Source organism: Rhizobium sp. S163 (assembly GCF_030380805.1).
Classification (GTDB): domain Bacteria; phylum Pseudomonadota; class Alphaproteobacteria; order Rhizobiales; family Rhizobiaceae; genus Rhizobium.
Genome location: NZ_JAUDSA010000003.1, coordinates 995,855 through 1,018,435, shown reverse-complemented (window position 1 = coordinate 1,018,435; position 22,581 = coordinate 995,855). Strand labels below are relative to the sequence as shown.

Below are 22,581 nucleotides of genomic sequence, written 5' to 3'. Positions count from 1 at the left end.
GCGGGCATGGCAAAGGCTGTTGCGATAGCCCCCGATAGCTGGATTCCGGGAGGTGAGCCCGACCCGCTTATTCGTGAGCGCCACGGCCATGTGGGGAAACCCGTCTCGCGCCTCGACGGGCCGCTGAAGGTTTCGGGAAGAGCGCCTTTTGCTGCCGAGTTCCCCCTCGATGGCATGGCCTATGCATCGCTCGCTTATAGCACGATAGCCAAAGGACGAATGTCGGTGATTGAGACTGCCGACGCCAAGGCGGCGCCTGGCGTTGTCTTGGTGATGACGTATGAGAACGCCCCGCGGCTCCGGCCGCCTCCGCTGTTCCTATCTGGAGAAAAAGCGGCCGGTGGCGACAATCTCCCCGCCATGCAAGACGATCGAATCCATTGGAACGGCCAGCCGATCGCCTTGGTCCTGGCCGAGACACAAGAGCAGGCGGACTATGCGAAATCGTTGATCCGGGTCCGATACGATATCGACGACGCGATGGTGTCGTTCTCGAAGGCCCGCGAGGTGGGGACGGACACGGCCCAGTTCATGGGCCAGCCTCTGCACGATGAGGTCGGCGACGCGGTGGAGGCCCTCAAGAGCGCCGAATACAAGGTGGACGCCACCTACACGACCCCTCGCCACAACCACAATCCCATTGAACTCCACGGCCTGACCGTCGCCTGGGAGGGCGACACCCTGCGAATGCATGATGCTCAGCAGCTTGTTGCCCATACGGCTTGGTCCATGGCTCAAGTTTTCGGCATCAACGAGAAGCAGGTTGTTGTGACGTCGCCATTCGTCGGCGGCGGCTTCGGAAGCAAATCGATGTGGCAGCATCATATCCTTGCGGCGGCCGCGTCAAGACTGGCGGACAGACCGGTGCGTTTGGTGCTTTCGCGCGAAGGCGTGTTTCGGATCGTCGGTGGCAGGTCGCCGACCGAACAGCGCGTCGCACTTGGTGCGGGTTCCGATGGGAAACTGACGGCGATCATCCATCGAGGTGTGACTGTCAAGACGCCGCACAACGCCATGCCCGAGCCTTTCATTCTGCCGACGCGCAGCGCCTACGCTGCGGAGAACATCCTGTTGGACGTCCAGAAGGTCGAACTCGACATGGTTGGCAACACGTTCATGCGTGCGCCGGGCGAGGCGGTCGGCACTTTCGCGCTGGAATGCGCGATGGATGAGCTGGCGGAGAAGCTTGGTATCGATCCAATCGAGCTCAGGGCGCGCAACGAGCCGGCGAAGGACCCGATTTCTGGATTGCCGTTTTCATCTCGCCATATCGTCGAGGCCTACCGAACCGGTGCGGAGCGGTTTGGATGGGAACGCCGAAATCCTATCCCCGCCGTGACCGTCGATGGAGAATGGCTCGTTGGCATGGGCTGCGCAACCGCCACCTACCCTTATTACAGGATGCCCGGCGGTGCGGCACGTATCACGTTGACGCGCAATGGACGGGCAATCATCGACATCGCCGTCCACGAGATGGGGATGGGCACCGCTACGGTCCAGACCCAGGTTGCCGCCGACCGCCTCGGTCTGCCGATGGAACACATCACGTTCAACTACGGAGATTCCACCTTGCCTGGCGTCATCATGGCCGGCGGCTCGCAACAAACGGCTGCCATCGGCGCATCGGTAATCGCCGCGCATAACAAATTGATCGACGAGCTCCTGCGACTTGCGGGCAATGATTCTCCACTCGCAGGTCTAAAGGCCAAAGAGGTCGGCAGCCGCAACGGCGGCCTCTGCAAACTCGATGATCCGAGCCGTCACGAAACCTACGAATCCTTGCTGACGCGCGCGCAGCAAGAGTCTATTTCCGTCGAGGCAAAGCCGCCTCAGCCTCTGGAGACGATGCACTGGTCCATGCACAGCCACGGCGCCATGTTCTGCGAGGTCCGAGTCAACAGAGTAACAGGGGAGCCGCGCGTAGCACGTTTCCTCGGATCCTTTGATTGCGGCCGCATCCTAAACCCGAAGACCGCGACCAGTCAGTTTCGCGGAGGCATTATCATGGGCCTAGGACTGGCGTTGATGGAGGACGCGCAGTTCGACGAGCGGAAAGGGCGCATCATGAACCCGAGCCTCGCCGAATATCATGTTCCGGTCCACATGGACGTGCCCGAAATCGACGTCATCTGGACCGACATCCCCGATCCCCATGCCCCGATGGGGGCTCACGGCATTGGCGAGATCGGCATTACCGGTACGGGCGCAGCCGTTGCCAACGCGATTTACAATGCGACTGGGAGGCGCGTTCGCGACCTTCCTCTAACGCTGGACAAACTGCTGTAACCGCAGCCTCATCGCGATGGTGTTGCTCGTAGGGCGACCATCTGCTGCTCTACGTTCCATCCGCCGCCGGCAAGACAGGATCAAGTCCATGACGCCCGAAACCATGCAGCCCCGCGAATGGTGGCACCGATCAACCATCTACCAGATCTATCCGCGCAGTTTTGCAGACAGCAACGGTGACGGGGTCGGTGACATTACGGGCATCATCTCCAAGCTCGAATATTTAAAGACCCTTGGCATCGAAATCATTTGGCTCTCGCCGGTCTTTGCGTCACCTATGGACGACAACGGTTATGATATTTCCGACTATCAGGATATCGCGCCAGAATTCGGCACGCTCGCCGACTTCGATCGCCTTGTCGCTGAGGCGAAGCGTCGTGGCATCGGCATTATTTTAGACTTGGTCGTCAACCATTCGTCGGACGAGCACCCCTGGTTCGTTGAAGCACGTAAGTCGTTAGACAATCCCTATCGCGACTTTTACGTTTGGCGCAAACCCGGCGAGGGCGGAGGTCTTCCCAACGCTCTGACATCGTCTTTTGGCGGACCGGCTTGGACCTTGGATCCTCAGACAAACGAATATTATCTGCATCTGTTCTCCCGCCGGCAGCCCGACCTGAATTGGGAAAATCCAAAGGTGCGGTCAGAAATCTACAGAATGATGAACTGGTGGTTGGAGCGGGGCATCGCCGGTTTTCGGATGGATGTCATCGACTACATTGGCAAGGAGGTCGACCAATCGATCGTTACCGACGGCCCGCACCTGCACGACTACTTGCAGGAGATGCACCGCGAAACCTTCGGCAAGCGGGATGTGCTGACAGTCGGCGAGACCTGGAGCGCGACGCCCGGCTCGGCGCTGCTCTACTCCGGCCGGGACCGTCACGAATTATCGATGGTCTTTCAATTCGAGCACGTGACTCAACAGTGGGACGAGATCTACGGCAAGTGGCGTTCTCGGCCTTTCGACCTGATCAAGCTGAAGGCGGTTCTCAGCAAGTGGCAGTACGCGCTCTCTGACGATGGTTGGAATTCGCTCTTCTGGGGCAATCACGACCTGCCGCGCGCCGTGTCCAAGTACGGAGACGCGAAAGGATTTCCAATCGAGTCCGCCAAGATGCTTGCGACGGTCCTCCATCTGCTAAAAGGCACACCGTTCGTCTATCAGGGGGAGGAAATTGGCATGACCAATGTGCCCTTCAGCAAGATCGAGCAGTACAGGGATATCGAGACCCTCAACATGCATCGTCTCCATCTCGACTCCGGTCTTTCCCCGGAAGATTTCATCAAGGGTGCCAATGAGAACGGCCGTGACAACGCCAGAACACCCATGCAATGGACGTCGCAGGCAAACGCGGGCTTTACTTCCGGCATCCCTTGGATCGAGGTCAATGAGAATTACACGCTGATAAATGCTGAGCGTGCCGTGTCCGACGAGCACTCGATCTGGAACCACTATCGCACGCTGATCGCGCTCAGAAAGGAGCACCCGATCATTGTCTATGGTCGGTATCAGTCCTACCTCGATCAGCATCCGGACGTCTTCACATACACACGCTCGCTGGGCAGTCAGCGCCTTGTCGTCGTGGCGAACTTTTCGGCAAGAGCAATTCCCTTGAACTTGCCAAACGAGCTCCAAGTGGCGGGGCGTTGCCTCATCAGCAATTACAGCGCCATCGAAAGATTGAAGGCTAGCCTCGACCTGAGACCATACGAAGCATTCGCTATTTTAGCCGAAGGTGATTGAGACGGAACAAATGTTCCGAGTAGATGTTTTTGCGAATGAAACTTCAACGTTCCCGATGCTTGTGGAACCCAGATTAGGATGAACCATGAGCATCGAAAGTGCTGGCACTGATCAACCCTCCCTCAATATCGCTCGCCGTTATCCGATCGGCGCGGAAATCGTCGGTGACGCGGTATCGTTTCGTGTCTGGGCTCCATCTCAGCAGCGCGTAGCAGTTCTGCTGGGTGACGGTAGCGAACACTGTATGACGCCAGAGGACGGAGGCTACTTCCGCGTTGATGTTCCAACTTTGGGCGCTGGCGCTCTGTACCGGTTCCGGCTTGGCAGCATCCCCGATACTTTCGCAGACCCGGCGTCTCGTTCCCAGCCAGAAGGGCCGGCGGGCTATTCGGCCGTAGTCGATCCACACAGCTATCAGTGGCGCGACCACGACTGGCAAGGCGTCACGCCTGCTGGCCAAGTTCTTTACGAGATGCACATCGGTACATTCACGCCAGAGGGGACCTACGCCGCCGCGGCCGAGAAGCTTCACTTGCTGAAGGAGATCGGCATCACATGCCTTAAAGTCATGCCACTCAACGAGTTCTGTGGGGAGTTCGGCTGGGGATATGATGGAGTGCTGCCGTTTGCGCCAACACGGTTATACGGCGGTCCCGATGATTTGCGATCGTTCATAGACACCGCACACCAGCTCGGTATCGGCGTCATTCTTGATGTGGTCTACAACCATTTCGGCGTTGGCGATCGCTTCAGAGATTTTGCGCCCGACTATTTCACCGACAAGTACTGGAACGAATGGGGCAGCTCAATCAACTTTGACGGCGATAACTGCGGAGGTGTCCGCGAGTTCTTCGCCAAGAATGCCGCCTACTGGATTGATGAGTACCATTTCGACGGGCTACGTCTCGACGCCACACAAGCGCTCAACGACAGCAGCGACGAGCATATCATGGCGCTGATAAATCGCGAGGCTCGTGCCGCAGCCGGCGATCGAACGATATATCTGGTGGCGGAGAACGAACCTCAGGACACACGTCTCGTTCGGGGCTCCGGGAAGAACGGTTACGGCCTTGACGCGCTCTGGAACGATGACTTCCACCATTCGGCGATGGTCGCGTTGACCGGCAGGAACGAAGCATACTACCATGATCATCTCGGTCGCGCCCAGGAGTTCATCTCCTCCGCGAAGTACGGTTACCTCTTCCAGGGACAGCGATACGACTGGCAGGACGCTCCTCGCGGCCAACCGGGATTTGACCTTGCGCCAAGCAACTTCGTTCATTTCCTTCAGAACCATGACCAGGTTGCCAATTCTGGAACCGGCATGCGGATGAACACACTCGCTTCGCCTGCACGAGTTCGGGCATTGACAGCGTTGTTGCTGCTGGGGCCACAAACACCCATGCTGTTCCAGGGCCAGGAGTTCGGGGCTTCCAGTCCATTTTATTATTTTGCCGACCACTCGGGGGATTTGCTGGAGATTGTCCGCAATGGGCGGATCGATTCTCTCAAGCAGTTTCCAAGTCTCAAGGATCCTGCATTTGCGCAACGGATGCCCGTGCCTGCCGAGCGCTCCACCTTTGAGCATTCAAAGCTCGATTGGGCCGAGCGTGATGCAAACAGACATATAATAGCTCTACATCGGGATCTTCTTGCGCTTCGCCAGCAGAGCAGAGCAATTTCGGGCTATAGCGGAGCGGCGCCGCAGATTTCGCAGGGGCAAGGCTTGGACGGAAGTGTGATCGCTCAGCGGGCGTTTCTGCTCCGATTTTTCGCCGATGCACCAGAGGAAGAAAGACTGCTCATAGTGAACCTCGGCGAAGATGTCGTTGTCACAAGCCTTGCGGAACCGTTGTTGGCGCCTCCCGCGCGGTGTGAATGGTCGCTCGCGTGGTCGAGCGAAGATTTCTTCTACGGCGGTGGTGGCAAGAGGCCAGTTGACCTCCAGAGACGGTGGACGCTGAGCGCCGACAGCGCGATCCTCCTTGCTCCCAAGCCGGCCGCGCGTCGCCCGATACCCGACCGCGACGATCTTTTCCGTTGGCAGGACGTCATCTCAAACATCGGCGGATGAGATCGCATGTGTGCCTCATCGATGCTCGGAAGGACAAAGGTACGTTCGCCTGCTAGCAAGCCTTGTTTAGCTGCTGGTTCATCGTCCAAGTCCCTTGCTCGGTCCCCGATGGTCAGATGTCCGAACCCATGTTATCCCTCTGGCAACAGAGGGGATTTCCATGAGACTAAAGCTCGTGGCGGTTGCGGTTGCTGCGCTGGCTCCCGTGCTCGCGATGTCAGGCTACAACGAGTACGCTATTCGCCAGCAGCGTGGCGATGAAGTGCGTGCGAACGCCGCCCAGGCGGCACGTCAGGCGTCGTCGGAAGTCGAACGTATCGTCGAGGGTCTCCGCTCGCTGCTGGTGGCGGTTTCTTCCATGCCTTCCGTACGGCATCTCGATGCGCCGGTCTGCAACGAAGCCTTGCAGTCGCTTGCGTCCCGCGTCCCGAACATCAAAACTCTTTTCGTTTTAAGACCGGATGGAATTCCTGTCTGCGGAAGCGCGGAGATGCCTGTCGGGGTCAGCTTCAACGATCGCGACTACTTCAATGAAGCCATTTCCACCAGGGACTTCGTGGTGGGCCGCTTCACGAACAGCCGAATTTCCGGAAGCCCGGTGCTGCCGCTTGCAATGCCGCTAATCGAAGACGGAAAGGTGACCGCGGTCGTAGTCAGTGGCATCCGCTTGGACTGGCTTCAGACCCGGATTACAGAGCGCGGCGTCGCTCCCGGCAATGCGGTGACCTTGGCGGACCGCGACGGTACCATCTTGGCGCGTGTGCCCTTGCCGGAAAAGTTCGTCGGCACTGTCATTCCAGGCGAATACCAGAAGCTCGTCCACGCTGATGCACCCGGCGTCGTCGAAGTGCGGAGCCAGGATGGCACCGCACGCGTGCTCGGCTATCGGCCCATATCATTACCCGCGAATCCGCTTTACGTCAGCGCGGGATTCTCGACTACCGAAGCCTTCGCTCCGATCGACCGGGCTACGTTGGCAAACCTCGTCGGTATCGCAACTGGCGCGCTGATCTCTCTCCTTCTCGCGATGTTTATTGGCCGCCATTTTCTCCTTGCCCCGATCTCGCGTATCTCATCCGTTCTGCAAAACTGGCGGGAGGGCAGGACGAAGTCTCGCACCATGATGAAACCGACGGATGAGCTTCACGCGGTCGGGGCGTCCCTCGATAGCCTGCTTGACGAGCTTGATTGCCGGCGTGTGCAGAACGAGAAAGCCGAGGCAGATAGAATATTGTTGGTTAGTGAACTGGCCCACCGGGTGAAGAACGGATTTGCCCTCGTGCAAGCGATTGCCAGGCAGAGCTTCGCAAGGTCCGATAGAGGTCAATACGAGTCTTTCTCGGAGCGGCTTCTGGCTCTCTCCAGTACTTACGACCTCATCTTGTCGAAGGAGGGTTCGGCGTCGCCAATTCGCGGAGTACTGGAGGCGGCGCTGCGCGCTCATTCGTCGTCAGCGGACCGAATTTCGCTCGAGGGCCCCGATCTGGTGCTGCCGGCTGACTTGACCATGCCCCTGTCGCTGGTCATCCATGAACTCGCTACCAATGCGACGAAGTACGGTAGTCTGATTTCTGAAGGCGGAACCGTGTCGATCCGATGGACCTCCGGTAGCCGCGTGCATCTCGAGTGGATCGAGCTAGGAGGGCCGGCGGTCGCCGTGCCTACACGCAAGGGGTTCGGCTCTGTGCTCATCGAGCGCGCGTTCCCAGTCGGGGCGAAGGCCAAAATTCGAAAGGAATTCGCAGAGTCCGGGTTGCGCTTCGAAATTGCCTTCGATGTAACGGAACCGTGATCGATGTCGGAAGTTGGTCTCGATCGGGGGACACCTGGAAACTCACATGACTACGAAGATATTGATCGTTGAAGATGAATCCCTGCTCCGAATGCTCGCTGTAGATCTGGTGGAGGACGCGGGATTTGTCGCCTTGGAGGCCGCGGACGCCGATGAGGCCATCGCGCTACTACAGACAAATTCCGATATTCGGATCGTCATGACGGATATAGATATGCCGGGGAGCATGGACGGATTAATGCTGGCTGCCGCAGTCCGTGACCGCTGGCCGCCTATTTCGATTATCGTCGTGTCCGGCAAACATAGGCCGACGAGCGAGGAGCTCCCGGAGGGCGGCGTCTTTTTTTCGAAGCCGTATGATTTACGCAAGATGACTGAGCAGCTTCAAGAGATGGCGGCTTGATCGCCGCAGTCGTTGGAAAGAGATCCAGCGTGCTTGGGCGCATGCACTTGCCGAGCTTAAGTTTTGCTCGCGTCAACCTTGGCCTGGGCGTTGGTACTCCAGCGTACGCCGACGTTGCTCGCGGAACTAAGGGCCGGAGGACGCGTTAATATTCGCCGGGGGGCAACGCGAGGCACTCATGAGCGAACATACCGCTTCCAACTTCTTTTCAACATTCGCTACCGCCATTGCCGATCTTTCGGGAAAGCCCGCGACTTTCGTGCTTGCGGTAGTACTCGTGGCCGTGTGGGCGGGATCTGGTCCGTTCTTCGGCTACTCAGAGACTTGGCAGCTCGTAATAAACACTTCGACCACCATTATTACTTTCCTGATGGTGTTTGTCCTGCAAAACAGCCAGAACCGGGACGGCAAGGCTCTGCAGGCGAAGCTCGACGAACTTATTTTGTCATCGCAGGCGCAGAACAAGTTCGTCGGCATCGAGAAACTGAACGAGCAGCAGCTACGCGAGATGAGCAAAACGCTGGCCGAAAAAGCCGAATGCGTCGAAGACGTCGCCGAAGAGAAGGCCGCTGAAGGTCGTTGAATCCCATCGTCGCTCTTCCGTGTCCAACCTCCAATCCTTCGGCTTAGCGATAGGTCGAAGGGCCCGCATGCCGTCGATGACTCCTGGTCAATAAGGATCGCATTCGTTGCCGGCTATCGGCGGGTGCGTTTGCCCCAGCGGCTGTGGAGCTCCCTTGGAACGGGTAATTGACCGGTCCCTTCTTAGCTATCGACCAAGCCTGGACACGTCGAAAGCCCGCTCTACCTCCCAGTATGATCAGGAGCCATAAATGCGCATTCTATCGTTGCCCGGCCTAACCGCCGTCGTCGTCATTCTGTTAGGCCTTTGCATCGGTGGACTGGGAGGATGGCTCGTGTTCCTTGGAGGGAGCACCTACTACTTAATCGTAGGAATCGCGCTCATTGGTTGCGGTGTTCTCTTAATGCGACGGAGCATAGCCGGACCGTGGCTTTATAGTCTTGTTCTGGTCGGGACTCTGGCTTGGTCGTTTTTTGAGGTTGGGCTCGACGGCTGGGCGCTCATTCCCCGACTTGTTGGTCCTGCCATTCTCGGCCTCTGGGTATGGTCGCCTTGGATAGCCGGCAGGCTTCGTGGAAGCCGCAAAGATGCGGGATTCGGCTTCATTGCCTCGAATCTTGCCTTGTCCCTCGTCATCCTTCTCTTTGTGTTCGCGTCCGGCTATTTGATCACCAGTTCGCGAACAATGACGTTCGCTGAGCCGACGGGCTGGGATGCGCGGGCAACCGCTACCACCGAGGATGTCTCACCTGAGGCGTGGCAGTTTTACGGGCGCACACCTTCCGGCGACCGCTATTCGCCGCTTGATCAAATCAATCCGTCGAATGCCAAAAACCTGAAGCAGGTCTGGTCCTTTTCGACAGGGGACCTTCCTCGCGATGGCGAGAACTCCAAGGGGAGGGAGTTCAGCTTCGAAGCGACGCCGATCAAGGTAGGGGACAGTCTCTACTTCTGCACCCCGCATCGCGAGGTGGTCGCTCTCGACGCGACCACGGGCAAGCTCAGATGGCGGTACGATCCCGCCGGCGACATGTCCCACAACGTCTATCAGGCGTGCCGCGGCGTCTCCTACTTCGAGGGCTCCGGCGTTCAGGATGCACAGTCGGAGTGCCATACCCGCATAGTCTCGACGGCTTCCGATCTGCCTCGTCTGTTCGAACTGGATGCCGAGACCGGAAAGCCCTGCGAAGGATTCGGCCAGCATGGGATGGTTGATCTTCGCGAGCACATGGGACCCGTTCCACCGGGCTTCCATTTCATCTCGTCGCCGCCGCTAGTCATGAACGGCAAGATCGTTCTCGGAGGGTGGGTGTATGACAACCAGTCTGTTGGCGAACCGTCAGGCGTCATTCGAGCCTTCGATGCGAACACCGGGGCGCTTGCCTGGTCTTGGGACTTGGGCAAGACGCCCGCCAACAAGAAGCTCGCCCCGGACGAGGTCTATACCCGCGGAACGCCCAACGGGTGGGGAGTGTATACGGCCGACGCCAAGCTCAATCTCGTCTTCGTCCCGTTGGGCAACGCCACGCCGGACTACTTCGGCGGCGAGCGCCGGCCTTTCGACGACGGGTATTCGAGCGCGCTGGTCGCTCTCGACCTGACGACAGGTGAGGAGCGCTGGCACTACCAGACCGTCCATCACGACCTCTGGGATTTCGACCTACCAGCAGGACCGTCGCTCGTGGATCTTCCTGACGACAAGGGCGGCACGATCCCGGCGCTCGTCCAGACAAGCAAGCAAGGACAGCTATTTCTGCTCGACCGCCGGAATGGTCGTCCCATCGCGGACGTCGAAGAGCGGCCCGTGCCGAAAGGAGACATGCCCGGTGAGCGATATTCTCCCACACAGCCTTTCTCGACAGGCATGCCGCAGATGCTCGCGCCGAAGCTGCAGGAGAAGGACACCTGGGGCGCGACGCCAGTCGACCAGCTTCTTTGCCGAATCGCATTCCACCGCATGCGCGACGACGGGCTGTTCACGCCGCCCGGCGAGATTCCGACCATTGGGTGGCCCGCCTTCGACGGAACGTCCGACTGGTACGGGGCGACCATCGATCCGGTGCGCAAGCTTCTCTACATCAACACGACGTTCATGCCCTTCCAGCTTCAGATGCTCCCGTACAAAGCCGCGCTCGACAAGGGACTGTTCCAGCCGTGGGGTGGATGGAGCGAGCCTTACCCGCAGCCAGACTTCTCGAACAACCCCGAGCATGGCACGCCTTACTCCATCGTGGTGAAGCCATGGTTGAACGCCGTGGGCATTCCTTGCGTGCGCCCGCCGTGGGGGCAGATGCAGGCCGTGGATCTCCTGACGAAGAAGGTCGTTTGGCAGCGTCCAATCGGCACCACTCGAGATATGGGACCATCTGGCCTCAGGGCGCCGTTTGGACTGCCGACGGGTATCTTTAGCATGGGTGGCAGCGTGGCGACGAAGAGTGGCCTTGTGTTCATGGCCGCGACGACTGACCAATATCTTCGGGCATTCGATGGGAAGACCGGCCGGACTTTGTGGGAGTTTCATCTCCCAGCCGGCGGGAATGCGACGCCACTGACCTATGTGGGCTCGGATGGAAGGCAGTACGTGGCCATTGCCGCCGGCGGTCACGGTGGCATCCAATCAAGGAACGGAGACCAGGTCATCGCCTTCGCCATTCCCAAATAGATACGCAGCGATTTCGCAGCGTCCGTCCGTCTTTCACCCCAGAGAAGCTCGCCCATGAAGCTCCGCGTTCCTCCTAGGCGAAGCTCCAGTCCTCCCCGAGCTTCCGGCGGAGGTCGCTTTCCAGCAAAACCGATCTCGGCCTCGTGTTTCCCAGAACCAGCAGCTTTGCTTGGCCGCCGTTGCTCCGAAGACCACGCCTTCGTCGTTTCCGGCACGAGGATCGTCTTGAATCCGGTGGGGCGAATCTCGTAAAGCTCACCTCATGAATTTCCACCAGCAGCAACTCAGCTTCGGTGCGAAGAGGCCCTTGTTTCAAAGCGAGATGATCGCCGGCTTCGAATGCGGTCTTGTGCATGCTGGCCGCCACGATCTGCTTCTAACGACGCGACACACGCCTGCGGATCGTATGCACGCTCATTTCAGGATTGCCGCCGAGCATGGGATGGCGACCGTGAGGGACGGTCTGGTTCCCGGTCACCACGTGATCGAACGGCTGAAGGTCGCCCACGCTGCGGGAGTTCAAGCCATTTGGGACCTATCGCATTATCACCGCAACCTCGACCCAGTTCGCTGTGCGCGAATTGTGGCCGAGGCGTCCCTGACCATTTCGGGACGAGAGCGGCTATGGCTTTGTCCCGTCAACGAGCCATCTTTGTATCCGCTTCTCGCTGGCATGCCTCGCCAGGAGGCAATCGACATGGCAGTCACGATGGCTCGCGCAGCAAGAGACAATCATCCTGACGTCGGTATTCTCACCAACGATCCAATCACCGGTGTGGGTGATCGACAGTTCGAAGCGACCGACGCCATCGTGTCCGCGGTGGGCGTCGACGTCGTCGGCGTGAACTACTATCCGCATACGGCGCGCACCATCCTGTCGAAGGTGCTCGTCAAGACTTGGCGTCGATACAGGAAGCCGATCATGGTGTCGGAGACAAGTTGGCACGACGGGCATCCAGTTCATCACCGCCGGTATCCGGGTTTCCATAAAGGAGGATGGCTTCGGCATGTCCTCGATCAGGTCGACGTCGCTCGTATGCACGGCGCCGAGATCGCGGGCGTATGCTGGTACCCGATCGTGGATTGCCCACCGTGGCATTCACCTCGCTCCCGAAGTCGCTGGAGCCATGGCTTGATCCGCAGCGACCTGTCGGTCGATCCGGCGCTGTCCGCCGAACTGGCACGACTGCGAACGGCGCAAGCTGCGTGAGCCGGCCAAGCCCCGATCAAGCGCCGCTAATCCGATCGCGTGCGGTGGCCGCGAAACTCCTCGATCTGTTAGGGCTCACATGAGGCACGTTGCGACCGGAGCAACAATTTGGCTTTGCTGCGAGCTCCGTCTTGCCGCGCCGTGCGGCATCGTCAAAAGAAATGAAATCAGGGTGACGCGTAGGCGGCCTAGAGGGGTGGATGAAGAAAAGCAGGCATATCGGTGTCGCCGGGCGCGCGAGCCAGATAGAACCTGGCAGCATCTAGCGCTTCTCGGATCGTTACATCCATGTCCAAATACCGATAAGTCCCAAGGCGCCCGACGAATGTCACGCCGCTCGTCGCCTCTGCGCGAGTCACGTAATCTGAGAGTAGCTGTCGGTCCGCAACAAGGCGAACCGGGTAATACGGGATGTCGTGCGGGCCGCAGTCGCGTGAAAACTCGCGGTAACAGACAGAGCCTGCGTGTTGCTCCCAAGGGGAGAAGTGCTTGTGCTCCGTGATCCTTGTGAATGGAACCGACGCGTCCCCATAGTTCATGACCGCGCAGCCTTGGTAGTCGCCATCGTAGATGAAGCGTTCGAAATCAAGTGTGCGATAAGCAAGCCTGCCAAGCTCGAAGTCGAAATAGCCGTCAAGCGGGCCGGAGTAAAAAGTGTGGCCCGAGACGGCGCCATTCCGATGGAACCGTGTCGATAATCTTACCGAGATGTTGGGGTGGTCTAGGATCCGCGAGACCATGTCGGTATAGCCGGTTTCGGGCATCCCCTGGTATTTGTGGGAGAAATAGTTGTCGTCGTAGTTGAAGCGTACCGGGAGGCGTTTCAGGATCGAGGCCGGGAGTTCCTTTGGGGGGCAGCCCCATTGTTTCTCGGTGTATCCCCGGAAGAAAGCATCATACAGCTCCTTGCCGACGAAGCGGAGCGCCTGCTCCTCGAAGGTCCGAGGCTGGTTGATCGACTTGTCGCTTTTCTCCTTGATGAAGGCGCGAGCTTCATCAGGCCTAAAGGTCTTCCCAAAAAACTGGTTGATCGTGTGCAAATTGACGGGGAGCGAGTAAACCTGCTTGCCGCTAGTAGTCTTCACGCGGTTCTTAAAAGGGACAAAGGTCTGGAACTGATTGACGTAGTTCCATACCTCTTCGTCGTCAGTGTGAAAAATGTGAGGGCCGTAGACGTGGACCATGACCCCCGTTTCGGCGTCGCGCTGCGTATGGCAATTTCCCGCGATGTGGTCACGTTCGTCGACGATCTCGACCCTATGTCCGGATAGAGCAAGCTCCCGTCCTATAACAGCGCCGGAAAGCCCCGCGCCGACAATTAATATACTTCCGCCCATGTTTCAGGGCCTTTCTACTTAAAAGATGGTGTGACACTTACGGCTCAAAGCAGCTATCTAACTTCTAATCTGGTAGCCTGCATCTTCCTTAGACGTCGCAAGGCCAGACAGCGAAAGGGTGTTCGAAGTAGGATTACCAGGCGTCCTGCTGCGGACTTCGCCGTGGAGGCTGGATGAAGCTGAATTTCGTTTGCGGTCGTGTTTGTGGCTCCTCCGCCCGTCATCTCCAAGACACGCCGCCTCGACAATAAATCGAGGCGGCGCTTACGTCATTTGCAGGCGTTGGCTGCGTCAGGTTTGTTCGACTGGTCGCCCGAAGTTGGAGACGGGTTCGAAGTGTCTCCAGCGTGCTGGCGTTGGCAGTCATTAGCGTCGCCGCCTGAGGCGCCGGCGTTTTGGCCGTTTTGGTTCGGATTGCTCGCGGCGCCTGTGTCTCCAGATCCGGATCCGGTTGCTCCGGACCCGTTGCCAGAGCCGCTGTTCGACCCCGTGCCTGCGTCACCACTGCCGCCGCTCTGGCTGGTGCCGCTGCCCGAGCCGGAGCCTTGGCCTGCACTGCCGGCCGTCTGCGCAAGAGTTGAAGTCGCCATGCCAAGCGACAACAGGGATACGGCTGCGATTTTTAAAAACATCACTTTCCTCCTTGGTTGCCAGTGACAACCTAGGCGGAGCGGATCGGTTCCGCTCGGTGCCGCACGACTTGAATTCTGAGCGAACTCAGGAGTTCTGCGCGCACCATGAGCCCGCCGTGAACGCCAAGACAGTCCCGGCATCGGCGAACCGATCTAGGCTCAGGACTCGTTAAATCAAATCCAGAAGATGACAATGGCTGCGATGCATATTGTTGAGAAGAAGGTGTGTGCGCAGCGATCGTATCTGGTGTGAATTCTGCGCCAGTCCTTGAGCCTTCCGAACATGTTTTCGATTTTGTGGCGCTTTTTGTAGAGCGCCCGATCGTGCGGTATTGGCACCTTGCGATTTGCCCGCGATGGGATGCAGGCCTCTATTTTGCGTTGTGCCAACGCGTCACGAAACCAGTCAGCGTCATATCCCTTGTCGGCCAGAAGCGTCTTTGCATTGGGGAAAGCATGTAGCATTTGCGCAGCACCTTTGTAGTCGCTTGTCTGTCCTTCGCTCAAAAGGAGGATCAGAGGCCGGCCGTTACCATCGCAGACAGCATGCAGCTTGGAGTTCAACCCGCCTTTGGTGCGTCCGATACGTCGGGGAACATCCCCTTTTTTAGCAGACTGGCTGCGGTGCGGTGGGCTTTCAAATGGGTGGCATCGATCATCAATTGCTCAGGTTCACCGCGCTTTGCCGTCAGTTCGGCCAGAATGCGATTGAACACGCCGAGCCTGCTCCAGCGGATGAAGCGGTTATAGATCGTCTTGTGCGGCCCATATTCCTTGGGAGCGTCGCGCCATCGCAAACCATTCCGCAAGACGAAGATGATGCCGCTCAAGACAAGCCTGTCATCAACGCGCGGAACGCCATGCGATAGCGGAAAATAAGGCTCGATACGGCGCATTTGCGCCTCTGACAACAACATCAAATCACACATGACGGTCCCTCCGTTCGATCCAAGTGAATCAAAACCGAGGAAACATAACAAGTAATTTAATAGGTCCTGAGCCTAGCATTACAGTTGCATAATTATCTGTAGTCTGAATCTATAGGTCTCCATGATTCGGAGGTCATGGATGGCAGGTGCAGCAATCGAGACGACGCTTGAGCTATGGGCATCATCGTTGCGTGACGTGAAGGCTCGTATGCGCGGACTGTTTACGCAGGAGCGTGTCGCATTATCTGCGAACCTTTTCCTGGACGGCTTGCTTGGTGACGAGCGGCGTAAGACAGGTTGGATGCGTGCTGAGGCAGCCGGTGATCCCGGCCCGTGGCGGCAACAAGCCATTCTAGGGCGCGGGCGCTGGGACGCCGACGCACTTCGCGACATCGTGCGGCAGTATGTCGTGGATAACCTCGCCACGGATGATGCAGTCCTAGTCATCGACGAAACAGGCTTCCTCAAGCAGGGCAAGACGTCGTGCGGTGTTGCACGTCAATATACAGGATCGGCTGGCAAGATAACGAACTGCCAGATCGGTGTGTTCGCCACCTATGTGTCCGTTCGCGGTCATGCCTTTATCGATCGAGCCCTTTACTTGCCCAAGATCTGGGCTGCGGATCCGGCAAGGCTTTCGGCAACTCATGTTCCTCAGGGTACAGCCTTTGCTACCAAGCCAGGTCTGGCTGTCGATATGATACGGCGAGCATTGGCAGCCGATGTGCCGTTTTCATGGGTGGCTGCAGATGCGGTTTATGGCGTTGGTGACATCGAGGGAGCCCTGCGCCGAGCCTGCAAAGGGTACGTTCTTGGCGTCAAATCGGACCACCATTTCGGCTCTTGGTCCGGAAAGCCTCCGGTCGCCGGCACAGCGCAGGAGATCGCCCGTGATCTCGATCCAAGCGCATGGCGACGTCTTTCCGCTGGTGAGGGCACCAAAGGCGCACGGCTTCATGACTGGGCCTACTGCGAACTCGCCGATCTCCATGCCGACGAATATAACGAGACGAAGTCAGGTCTTTGGACCCGTGGCCTACTGATCCGGCGCAATATCAGCGATGGTGATCTCGCATTCTTCACGACATGGTGCCCTGCCGGGACGGACATCCAGACGCTCATTTCCGTTGAAGGCCATCGCTGGGCGATCGAAGACAGCTTCGAGACCGCAAAGAACGAGCTCGGACTCGACCACAACGAAACCCGCTCATGGCATGGCTGGCATCGCCACGTTTCCCTCGTCATGCTGGCCTTCGCAATGATGGCGGTGATCCGGTATCGCGCCAATGACGCGACGCCCCCAAAAAGACCGCGGATGCCGACCATCAGGATTTGATCCGCTGGTCTATCCAGGAAGTCCGGCGCATCGCCATCAGACTCGCTCAGCGTCGCATAAGCCCTGCCTATATCATCGCATGGTCATGCTGGAGGCGCGCCCATCAGGCGACTGCACGACGAGCTCATCTTAAGACTAAATTGCAACTGTAATGCTAGGCTGGTGAACGAGATGTTCAAGTCATGGCGTTTGGCGCGAGCGTACATTAGGCCATTGATACCGGCAGGCGCGGCCTTGAATTTCATTCCAGGCAAGGAGTAGGCAATCGCCTCCGTTCACGCCGGCTCCCGGTTCAATATCCGCAACGTGCGGATCTGGCTCGCCAACGCCAGCAGAGCCTTCGCGACAGTCTCGTCCGACATCTCCTCGATGTGTTGCACGATGTCGTCCACGACCCGCTCGGTCGCCTCGTCGAACGGCGCGATCTTCCCCGTCTTCAAAAGGAGACCTCGCAGCGCCCCGGAAGCAGTCACGCCGCGCTCGAGAAGACGACGCCGTTCCACCAGGGCCAGCCGTTGAACGGAGTTTGCCGCCCGGACGAACTCCGAGATCATGTCCGTCGTCACGGTCATAGCGAGTTCACCTCCGGCAGAGGCTTACCTTCGAACTTCGACGAGTTCACGTCCCGCGAAACCCGGTGGAATTCGAGCCGGCCATCTAGGTTCTCCTGCAACAGAGCCTTCGCTCTTGGGCCAGGCGTCGAAGGATCGAGCCATTCCTGGTAGACCGTGGGATCCAGGATGACCGGCTGCCTGTTGTGAAGCGTTTTCATGGGATCACCAGCCGGCATGGTGACGATCGTGCAGCTCGTGACGCCCAGCTTGTCGTTGCGCGCCCACAATCCGGCGAACGAAAACGGCTGGTCGCCCGGTAGGTGGATGTGCCAGGGGTTCTTTTTGCCGTCGATGTCGTCGACGGTCCATTCATAGAAAGCCGACGCAGGGACCAGACAACGCTTGCTCTTGAACGCGTCGCGGAAGGCCGGCGCAGTGTTGACGGTTTCGATGCGTGCGTTGAACATTGCGGCCTTTGGCGTCTCCTTGGCCCACCATGGTACGAGCCACCATCGCGCTTCCTCTGCAACCTGCCTCCCGTCGGCATCGTTGTGAACCATCAGCACCTGCGTGGTCGGCGCGATGTTGTAGCGGGCGGCCGTGTTGCGGCCGCGCTCCTGGTCCGTTGGAAGATCATAGAGATCAACGAAAGCCCGCCACTCATGTTCGAACGTGAACCTACCGCACATGTTTTCTATGGTCTCTCTTTCCGCAGGGCCACAGGATCGCGCTCCACACCACGACTGGCAAGTACCGAGAGCATGCGATTGTCCGCGAGCTCCACAAGGGCGGCAGCCACCTCTTCAGGCTTCCAACCGGCCTTGACGGCGGTCGCCGCGACCTTCGCGAAGGCATCGTCCATGGCTTCTTGGCATCGCAGGAAACGGTCGGGATGTCCGTCGAAGCGAGGTGAGGGAACTCGGGTCATCCCATTGAGATGTCGCCCGTTCTTCAACCGTCAAGGCGCCCATCTTGACTGAGATGGCGCCGTCACCATCTCAAGGCGGATAACCCGCGGAGCCGGCGCATGAACGACCTGATCCTCACAGAGGTTTTCGACGATGACCTGATGGAGATCCTTTCCCCCGAGCAGAATGCGCTAAGCGCGGGGAGGTGTCCTTATGCGACTGTTGCGGACGTCGCGCGTTCATGGACGAGGATTGTTGTGGCATCTGCGAAGAATGCCTGTCGCCTTGATGGCGGTTCGCGCAGCCTGACTGCTTCACCTGACGCCGCCGGGAACAGCGATTAACAGCGCGTCAGGCCAGGAGGTCTTGAAGAGTCTCCTTTAGCGTTTCCGGCATGGTGGGCTTCGTCAGCCAGCCGCCTTTGAAGAAAACGTCCTCGTCGACGTCCGCTCCGGAGTACACTGCGAACGGAACGCTTGCTGCCGCGAGCGCCTCGACGACGTCCGTGCACAAGCCGTCGTTCAGACGCGGGTCGACGATGGCGACATCAGGCCGATTGGTAGCAAGCCAAGCCAGGGCGTCCAATCGCATGTCGAACACGGTCACGTCGGTCGCTCCAAGTTCACGCAGCATCTCCTCCATGTCCAGGGAGATGAATGGCTCGTCCTCGAGGACGAGCACGTGACCGATGTTCGCAACCTTTTCCATGTCGCGACCGTAGGTTCAGTCATCCCCACATGCAAGTGACGGTTTCGAGAGCGAAATGCCGTGAAACCATTATTTTCGTTCGACGTTATCCGGCGATCACGAGAGGTAGACCGTGCCTGAAGCCGACAAGTCCGACATCCATGGCGACGAGCCCGCCGCGGCCTCCAATCAGGGAATGGCCGATCACAAAGAACTGGCGACCTTTGCATTCCAGAGGACGCGCATGCCAATGGTCGTCTCCGACGCCCGCCAGCCCGACAACCCGATCGTACTTGCCAACGACGCCTTCCTCAACCTCACCGGCTATTACGCCGAGGAGCTGCTCGGCAGAAACTGCCGCATGCTCCAGGGCGAGGAGACCTCCAGGACAGCCGTCGCGGAAATCCGCGCCATAATCGCTCAGGAGCGCGAGGGCACGGTCGAAGTCCTGAACTACAAGAAGAACGGCGCCCCGTTCTGGAACCAGCTCCACCTCAGTCCAATCCGCGACGACGATGGCCAACTCGCGTACTACTTCGCCTCCCAGATCGACGTCACCGAGTATCGGAAAGTCCAGACGTTGGAGGAGGCGGAACACCGTCTGCTTCTTGAAGTCGATCATCGAACCAAGAACGTTCTGGCGATCGTCGACAGCATCGTGCGCCTGAGCCGCTCCGACAGCGCAGCCGCCTACGCCGCTTCCGTGCAGCAGCGCGTTCAAGCCTTGTCACGAACCCATATCCTGCTGGCCGACAACGGATGGCAGCAGGTGTCTCTTAGCGACATCGTCCGTCTGCAGGTCGCCGTGTTCAGCGAGGCCGGAGTCGCGATCGAAGGGTCCGAAGTGACTGTTCCCGCACCATCGGTACAGCCACTCGGCCTGGCTATCCACGAGCTCGCCGCGAATGCAGCGGTTCATGGCGCTCTATCCCGACCGGGAGGTCGGCTTCATATAAGCTGGCAACGAGAAGGCGACGGGATCGTTCTCGAGTGGCTGGAAAGCGGAGCGGTCGCGGTCCCGGCCGAACCACGGAAAGGCTTCGGAAACGTCCTGCTGGGGGCCGTCCTCGAAAAGCAGCTTGGCGGCAGGATCACCCGAGAATGGCAGGACGATGGCCTGCGACTTCGCGTCGATCTTCCGTCCCTGGACCGCGTCGGCCGCAGCCTGAAGTCCAATCCATGAAGGTATTCATCTACGGCACGCTGAAGCGAGGCTTTCCCCTCTTCGAGAAGGGTCTGCATGGCGCCCGCTACCTGGGCGACGTTGAAACGATCGAACTTTATCCGATGTACATCGCCGGGTCCTTCTACGGCCCGATGATGCTCGACCGTCCGGGAGAAGGACTGCAGGTTCGGGGCGAGTTGTTCGAGGTCGAGGAGGGACGCCTCCAAACCCTCGACGAACTTGAAGCAGTCGGCCAGGAGGGAAGCTTCCGTTCGACGGTCGACGTCGCGCCGGTCGGAGGAGGGGTGCCGACAACGGCTATCGGCTTCATGAAATCCGAAAAGTGGCTCGACCCGCTCCACTCGGGCCACCTCAGCGACTATCAGGACAGGCGGTTCGTCCCGCCATGGGACCGATAGTCAGGATCGCTCGCCGCTTTCCACAGCCACGACGGAAATTTTCATCTTAGCGAGAACCTCGACCACGTCCATGCAGAGGCCGTCGATGAGCCTCGGATCGACGACGGCCAGATCCGGCCTGTTCTTCGCTAGCCATGTAAGGGCGTCGACTCTCGTGTCGGGCGACATGAAGCAGATGCTGACGACTGGCAAGATTGCGCTCGCCGACATGATGGGCGACGGCGCGATCCTCAAGGTGATGAAAACAAGCGAGGACGACACCGTGACCGCGTACGAGAGGGCTGTCCGCCACGAAGATGCCATCCCGGCGTCGAAAGCGTTCTTCACGAAAGCTCATCAGACGAGGAGAAGCATCGCGCATGGATGGAGACGACCGCCAAGACGCTGTGATCTTGAAGATCGTCGCCGGAAACATCATCTAGGGACTACCACCCGAACCAACGACGGCCTGTTCCGCGGAATGATTTCGCGAGCGCGGTGCTGTCCGGGTGAACGAGGGCGCTCCCCATGACGGGTCGAGCGCCCTCGCTTTTCTGGTAATCACGAGCGAGGGCAATTGGCCGAACCCCTGATCATCTGTCTCCACGGCATCGGCGCGTCGGGTGCGCAGCTTATGCCGCTGGCATCGTCATGGCGTGCCAGCCTCCCGGAAATGCGGTTTGTTGCTCCGGACGCGCCAATGCACCACCGTTACGGTCATCAATGGTTCTCGACCGAAGGCAACCCACTCGATCCTGCGCGGATCCTTGCTGCTAGAAATGCCTTCGACGATTTGATCACCGACGTCGTCCACCGCGAAGGATTCGACGACCGGCACGACCGGATCGCCTTCGTTGGCGTCTCGCAGGGAGCCATCATGGGACTCGACGCCGTCGCCTCCGGACGTTGGAAAGTCGGCGCTCCAGTCGCATTCTCCGGCCTCCTTCCGCCCCAACCGGTCTCGTCGGCAAGCAAGAGCACGCCCGTTTTACTCGTGCACGGGGAGAACGACACCACCATTCCGCCGATGGCTTCCCGACTCGCCGCCGCCCAGCTTGGCACGGCCGGCTTCAAGGTCGAGTTGGATATCGAGCGCGGCACTGGCCACACGATTTCCAGCGCCGGCGCGCAGAAGGCGCTATCCTTCCTCAAGAAGTCGTTTCTCTAAAACGCAATCGGTCGAAGTCGAGATCGTTTCCCCGCCATGGCTGACGAATACACCCAACAGGACGACGTCGACGTGGGCCTGTGGCTCGAGCTTATCGGCGGCGGCCATCTGACGGACAAGCGGATCGTCGACGGGTTGAAACCTGACGACACCACGAACCTCCCGACGCCGAAGACGCGCCGGAAGATCAGACAGCGACTACAGGGATAGAGGAAAGACAGCATGACCATCGAATCCATCACCGCCAACGCACCGCCGAAGGTCACCGGCTGGAAGGGTCTGAACGGCACCGCCCGCTTCTGACGGCTGAAGACCGCCCTGTTCAGGAGGAGGGGACGTACGCGTTTCGACCGGGCGGCCGCCGACCGCATTCTCGACGATCTCCGGCACGTCGCCTACAGGCGCGGCGTCGAGGCGGCGAGGGTCTTCCAGTTCCTCGATCAGGACTTCATCGACGCGGACGAAGACCTTACGTCGGCGCAGGACGACCTGAACCGCATGTCGCGAAATCTGCCGTTCCTGCGGGAGGTTGCGACCGTCGTCGAAGAAATCGAATCCATACGGGATGAGATGTCGGACGATGCGCGGATCTTCTTCGGATGGCGACCGTATGCGGAAATGTGGGCGTTCCCGAATCCTGTGTGGTGTGAGTTGCGAACTGCGTTCCAGCAGGGCAGGGACGATGCGGATAGGGTGCCGGAACAAACCCG

At 59.1% G+C, this 22,581-nt stretch carries 22 protein-coding genes and 1 pseudogene; 15 read left to right on the top strand and 8 right to left on the bottom strand.

What is annotated here, in order from left to right; translation table 11 throughout:
• Nucleotides 1-6 precede the first annotated feature (6 nt).
• The 8 genes from QTL96_RS05265 to QTL96_RS05230 all read left to right on the top strand — a co-directional run bounded on the left by QTL96_RS05265 (nt 7) and on the right by QTL96_RS05230 (nt 12,757).
• The gene (locus QTL96_RS05265; RefSeq protein WP_289727178.1) at nt 7-2,286 is read left to right on the top strand and encodes a xanthine dehydrogenase family protein molybdopterin-binding subunit; all 2,280 of its coding nucleotides are present in this window, start codon (nt 7-9) and stop codon (nt 2,284-2,286) included.
• 88 nt (nt 2,287-2,374) lie between these two features.
• Nucleotides 2,375-4,033: an alpha-glucosidase gene (locus QTL96_RS05260; protein ID WP_289726953.1), complete on the top strand. Its 1,659-nt coding sequence runs from the start codon at nt 2,375-2,377 to the stop codon at nt 4,031-4,033.
• Between the two features lie 85 nt (nt 4,034-4,118).
• The gene (gene treZ, locus QTL96_RS05255; protein WP_289726952.1) at nt 4,119-6,107 is read left to right on the top strand and encodes a malto-oligosyltrehalose trehalohydrolase; all 1,989 of its coding nucleotides are present in this window, start codon (nt 4,119-4,121) and stop codon (nt 6,105-6,107) included.
• A 160-nt stretch (nt 6,108-6,267) separates the two neighbouring features.
• Nucleotides 6,268-7,899, top strand: coding sequence for an HWE histidine kinase domain-containing protein (locus tag QTL96_RS05250; protein WP_289726951.1), 1,632 nt, complete (start codon nt 6,268-6,270; stop codon nt 7,897-7,899).
• Between the two features lie 46 nt (nt 7,900-7,945).
• Nucleotides 7,946-8,302, top strand: a complete 357-nt coding sequence (locus tag QTL96_RS05245; protein WP_289726950.1) for a response regulator — start codon at nt 7,946-7,948, stop codon at nt 8,300-8,302.
• A gap of 178 nt (nt 8,303-8,480) precedes the next feature.
• Nucleotides 8,481-8,885, top strand: coding sequence for a low affinity iron permease family protein (locus QTL96_RS05240; RefSeq protein ID WP_289726949.1), 405 nt, complete (start codon nt 8,481-8,483; stop codon nt 8,883-8,885).
• Nucleotides 8,886-9,135: 250 nt separating this feature from the next.
• Complete coding sequence (locus QTL96_RS05235; RefSeq protein ID WP_289726948.1) at nt 9,136-11,547, top strand: membrane-bound PQQ-dependent dehydrogenase, glucose/quinate/shikimate family; 2,412 nt, start codon at nt 9,136-9,138, stop codon at nt 11,545-11,547.
• A 262-nt stretch (nt 11,548-11,809) separates the two neighbouring features.
• Nucleotides 11,810-12,757 (top strand): glycosyl hydrolase 53 family protein, encoded by a 948-nt coding sequence (locus QTL96_RS05230; protein WP_289726947.1) that lies wholly within the window; start codon nt 11,810-11,812, stop codon nt 12,755-12,757.
• A gap of 188 nt (nt 12,758-12,945) precedes the next feature.
• On the opposite strand, the gene glf is transcribed toward QTL96_RS05230, so the two are convergent.
• Nucleotides 12,946-14,094: a UDP-galactopyranose mutase gene (gene glf / locus QTL96_RS05225; RefSeq protein ID WP_289726946.1), complete on the bottom strand. Its 1,149-nt coding sequence runs from the start codon at nt 14,092-14,094 to the stop codon at nt 12,946-12,948.
• A gap of 806 nt (nt 14,095-14,900) precedes the next feature.
• A protein-coding gene (locus QTL96_RS05220; RefSeq protein WP_289726945.1) for an IS5 family transposase occupies nt 14,901-15,655 on the bottom strand; the annotation gives its coding sequence in 2 pieces (ribosomal slippage) (nt 14,901-15,322 and nt 15,322-15,655; 756 coding nt in all).
• A 121-nt stretch (nt 15,656-15,776) separates the two neighbouring features.
• Between QTL96_RS05220 and QTL96_RS05215 the strand changes: the two genes are divergently transcribed.
• Nucleotides 15,777-16,991 carry an IS701 family transposase gene (locus QTL96_RS05215; RefSeq protein WP_289726944.1) on the top strand — a complete coding sequence of 405 codons (1,215 nt, stop codon included), beginning with the start codon at nt 15,777-15,779 and terminating at the stop codon, nt 16,989-16,991.
• A 275-nt stretch (nt 16,992-17,266) separates the two neighbouring features.
• Here the strand turns inward: QTL96_RS05215 and QTL96_RS05210 are convergent, their stop codons facing one another.
• The 3 genes from QTL96_RS05210 to QTL96_RS05200 are packed head-to-tail and all read right to left on the bottom strand — an operon-like array spanning nt 17,267 to nt 18,407.
• On the bottom strand, nt 17,267-17,563 hold the full coding sequence (locus QTL96_RS05210; RefSeq protein ID WP_289726943.1) for a hypothetical protein: 297 nt from the start codon (nt 17,561-17,563) through the stop codon (nt 17,267-17,269).
• Nucleotides 17,560-18,234, bottom strand: coding sequence for an SOS response-associated peptidase (locus QTL96_RS05205; RefSeq protein WP_289726942.1), 675 nt, complete (start codon nt 18,232-18,234; stop codon nt 17,560-17,562). Before QTL96_RS05205 ends, QTL96_RS05210 begins: the two co-directional genes overlap by 4 nt.
• A 5-nt stretch (nt 18,235-18,239) precedes the next feature.
• Complete coding sequence (locus QTL96_RS05200) at nt 18,240-18,407, bottom strand: hypothetical protein (protein WP_289726941.1); 168 nt, start codon at nt 18,405-18,407, stop codon at nt 18,240-18,242.
• 165 nt (nt 18,408-18,572) lie between these two features.
• Here QTL96_RS05200 and QTL96_RS05195 point away from each other — a divergent pair, with 165 nt between their 5' ends.
• A complete protein-coding gene (locus QTL96_RS05195; RefSeq protein WP_289726940.1) occupies nt 18,573-18,797 on the top strand; it encodes a hypothetical protein in 225 nt (74 codons plus the stop codon).
• Nucleotides 18,798-18,804: 7 nt separating this feature from the next.
• Here the strand turns inward: QTL96_RS05195 and QTL96_RS05190 are convergent, their stop codons facing one another.
• Nucleotides 18,805-19,161 (bottom strand): response regulator, encoded by a 357-nt coding sequence (locus QTL96_RS05190; RefSeq protein WP_289726939.1) that lies wholly within the window; start codon nt 19,159-19,161, stop codon nt 18,805-18,807.
• Nucleotides 19,162-19,273: 112 nt separating this feature from the next.
• Between QTL96_RS05190 and QTL96_RS05185 the strand changes: the two genes are divergently transcribed.
• On the top strand, nt 19,274-20,323 hold the full coding sequence (locus QTL96_RS05185; RefSeq protein WP_289726938.1) for a PAS domain-containing protein: 1,050 nt from the start codon (nt 19,274-19,276) through the stop codon (nt 20,321-20,323).
• Nucleotides 20,320-20,724, top strand: a complete 405-nt coding sequence (locus QTL96_RS05180) for a gamma-glutamylcyclotransferase family protein (protein WP_289726937.1) — start codon at nt 20,320-20,322, stop codon at nt 20,722-20,724. The genes QTL96_RS05185 and QTL96_RS05180 overlap by 4 nt, the downstream gene beginning before the upstream one ends.
• On the opposite strand, the gene QTL96_RS31250 is transcribed toward QTL96_RS05180, so the two are convergent.
• Complete coding sequence (locus QTL96_RS31250) at nt 20,725-20,892, bottom strand: hypothetical protein (RefSeq protein ID WP_354669115.1); 168 nt, start codon at nt 20,890-20,892, stop codon at nt 20,725-20,727.
• Between QTL96_RS31250 and QTL96_RS31245 the strand changes: the two are divergent.
• The 3 genes and pseudogenes from QTL96_RS31245 to QTL96_RS05165 all read left to right on the top strand — a co-directional run.
• Nucleotides 20,885-21,114: pseudogene (locus tag QTL96_RS31245) on the top strand (rubrerythrin family protein); the annotation flags it as partial. The gene QTL96_RS31250 and the pseudogene QTL96_RS31245 sit on opposite strands and share 8 nt — an antisense overlap.
• Nucleotides 21,115-21,280: 166 nt before the next feature.
• On the top strand, nt 21,281-21,871 hold the full coding sequence (locus QTL96_RS05170; RefSeq protein WP_289726935.1) for a prolyl oligopeptidase family serine peptidase: 591 nt from the start codon (nt 21,281-21,283) through the stop codon (nt 21,869-21,871).
• A gap of 36 nt (nt 21,872-21,907) precedes the next feature.
• Entirely contained in the window at nt 21,908-22,081 is a 174-nt protein-coding gene (locus QTL96_RS05165; RefSeq protein WP_289726934.1) for a hypothetical protein, read from the top strand.
• Here the strand turns inward: QTL96_RS05165 and QTL96_RS05160 are convergent.
• The gene (locus QTL96_RS05160) at nt 22,070-22,576 is read right to left on the bottom strand and encodes a hypothetical protein (RefSeq protein ID WP_289726933.1); all 507 of its coding nucleotides are present in this window, start codon (nt 22,574-22,576) and stop codon (nt 22,070-22,072) included. The genes QTL96_RS05165 and QTL96_RS05160 overlap by 12 nt on opposite strands.
• Between the last annotated feature and the right edge of the window lie 5 nt (nt 22,577-22,581).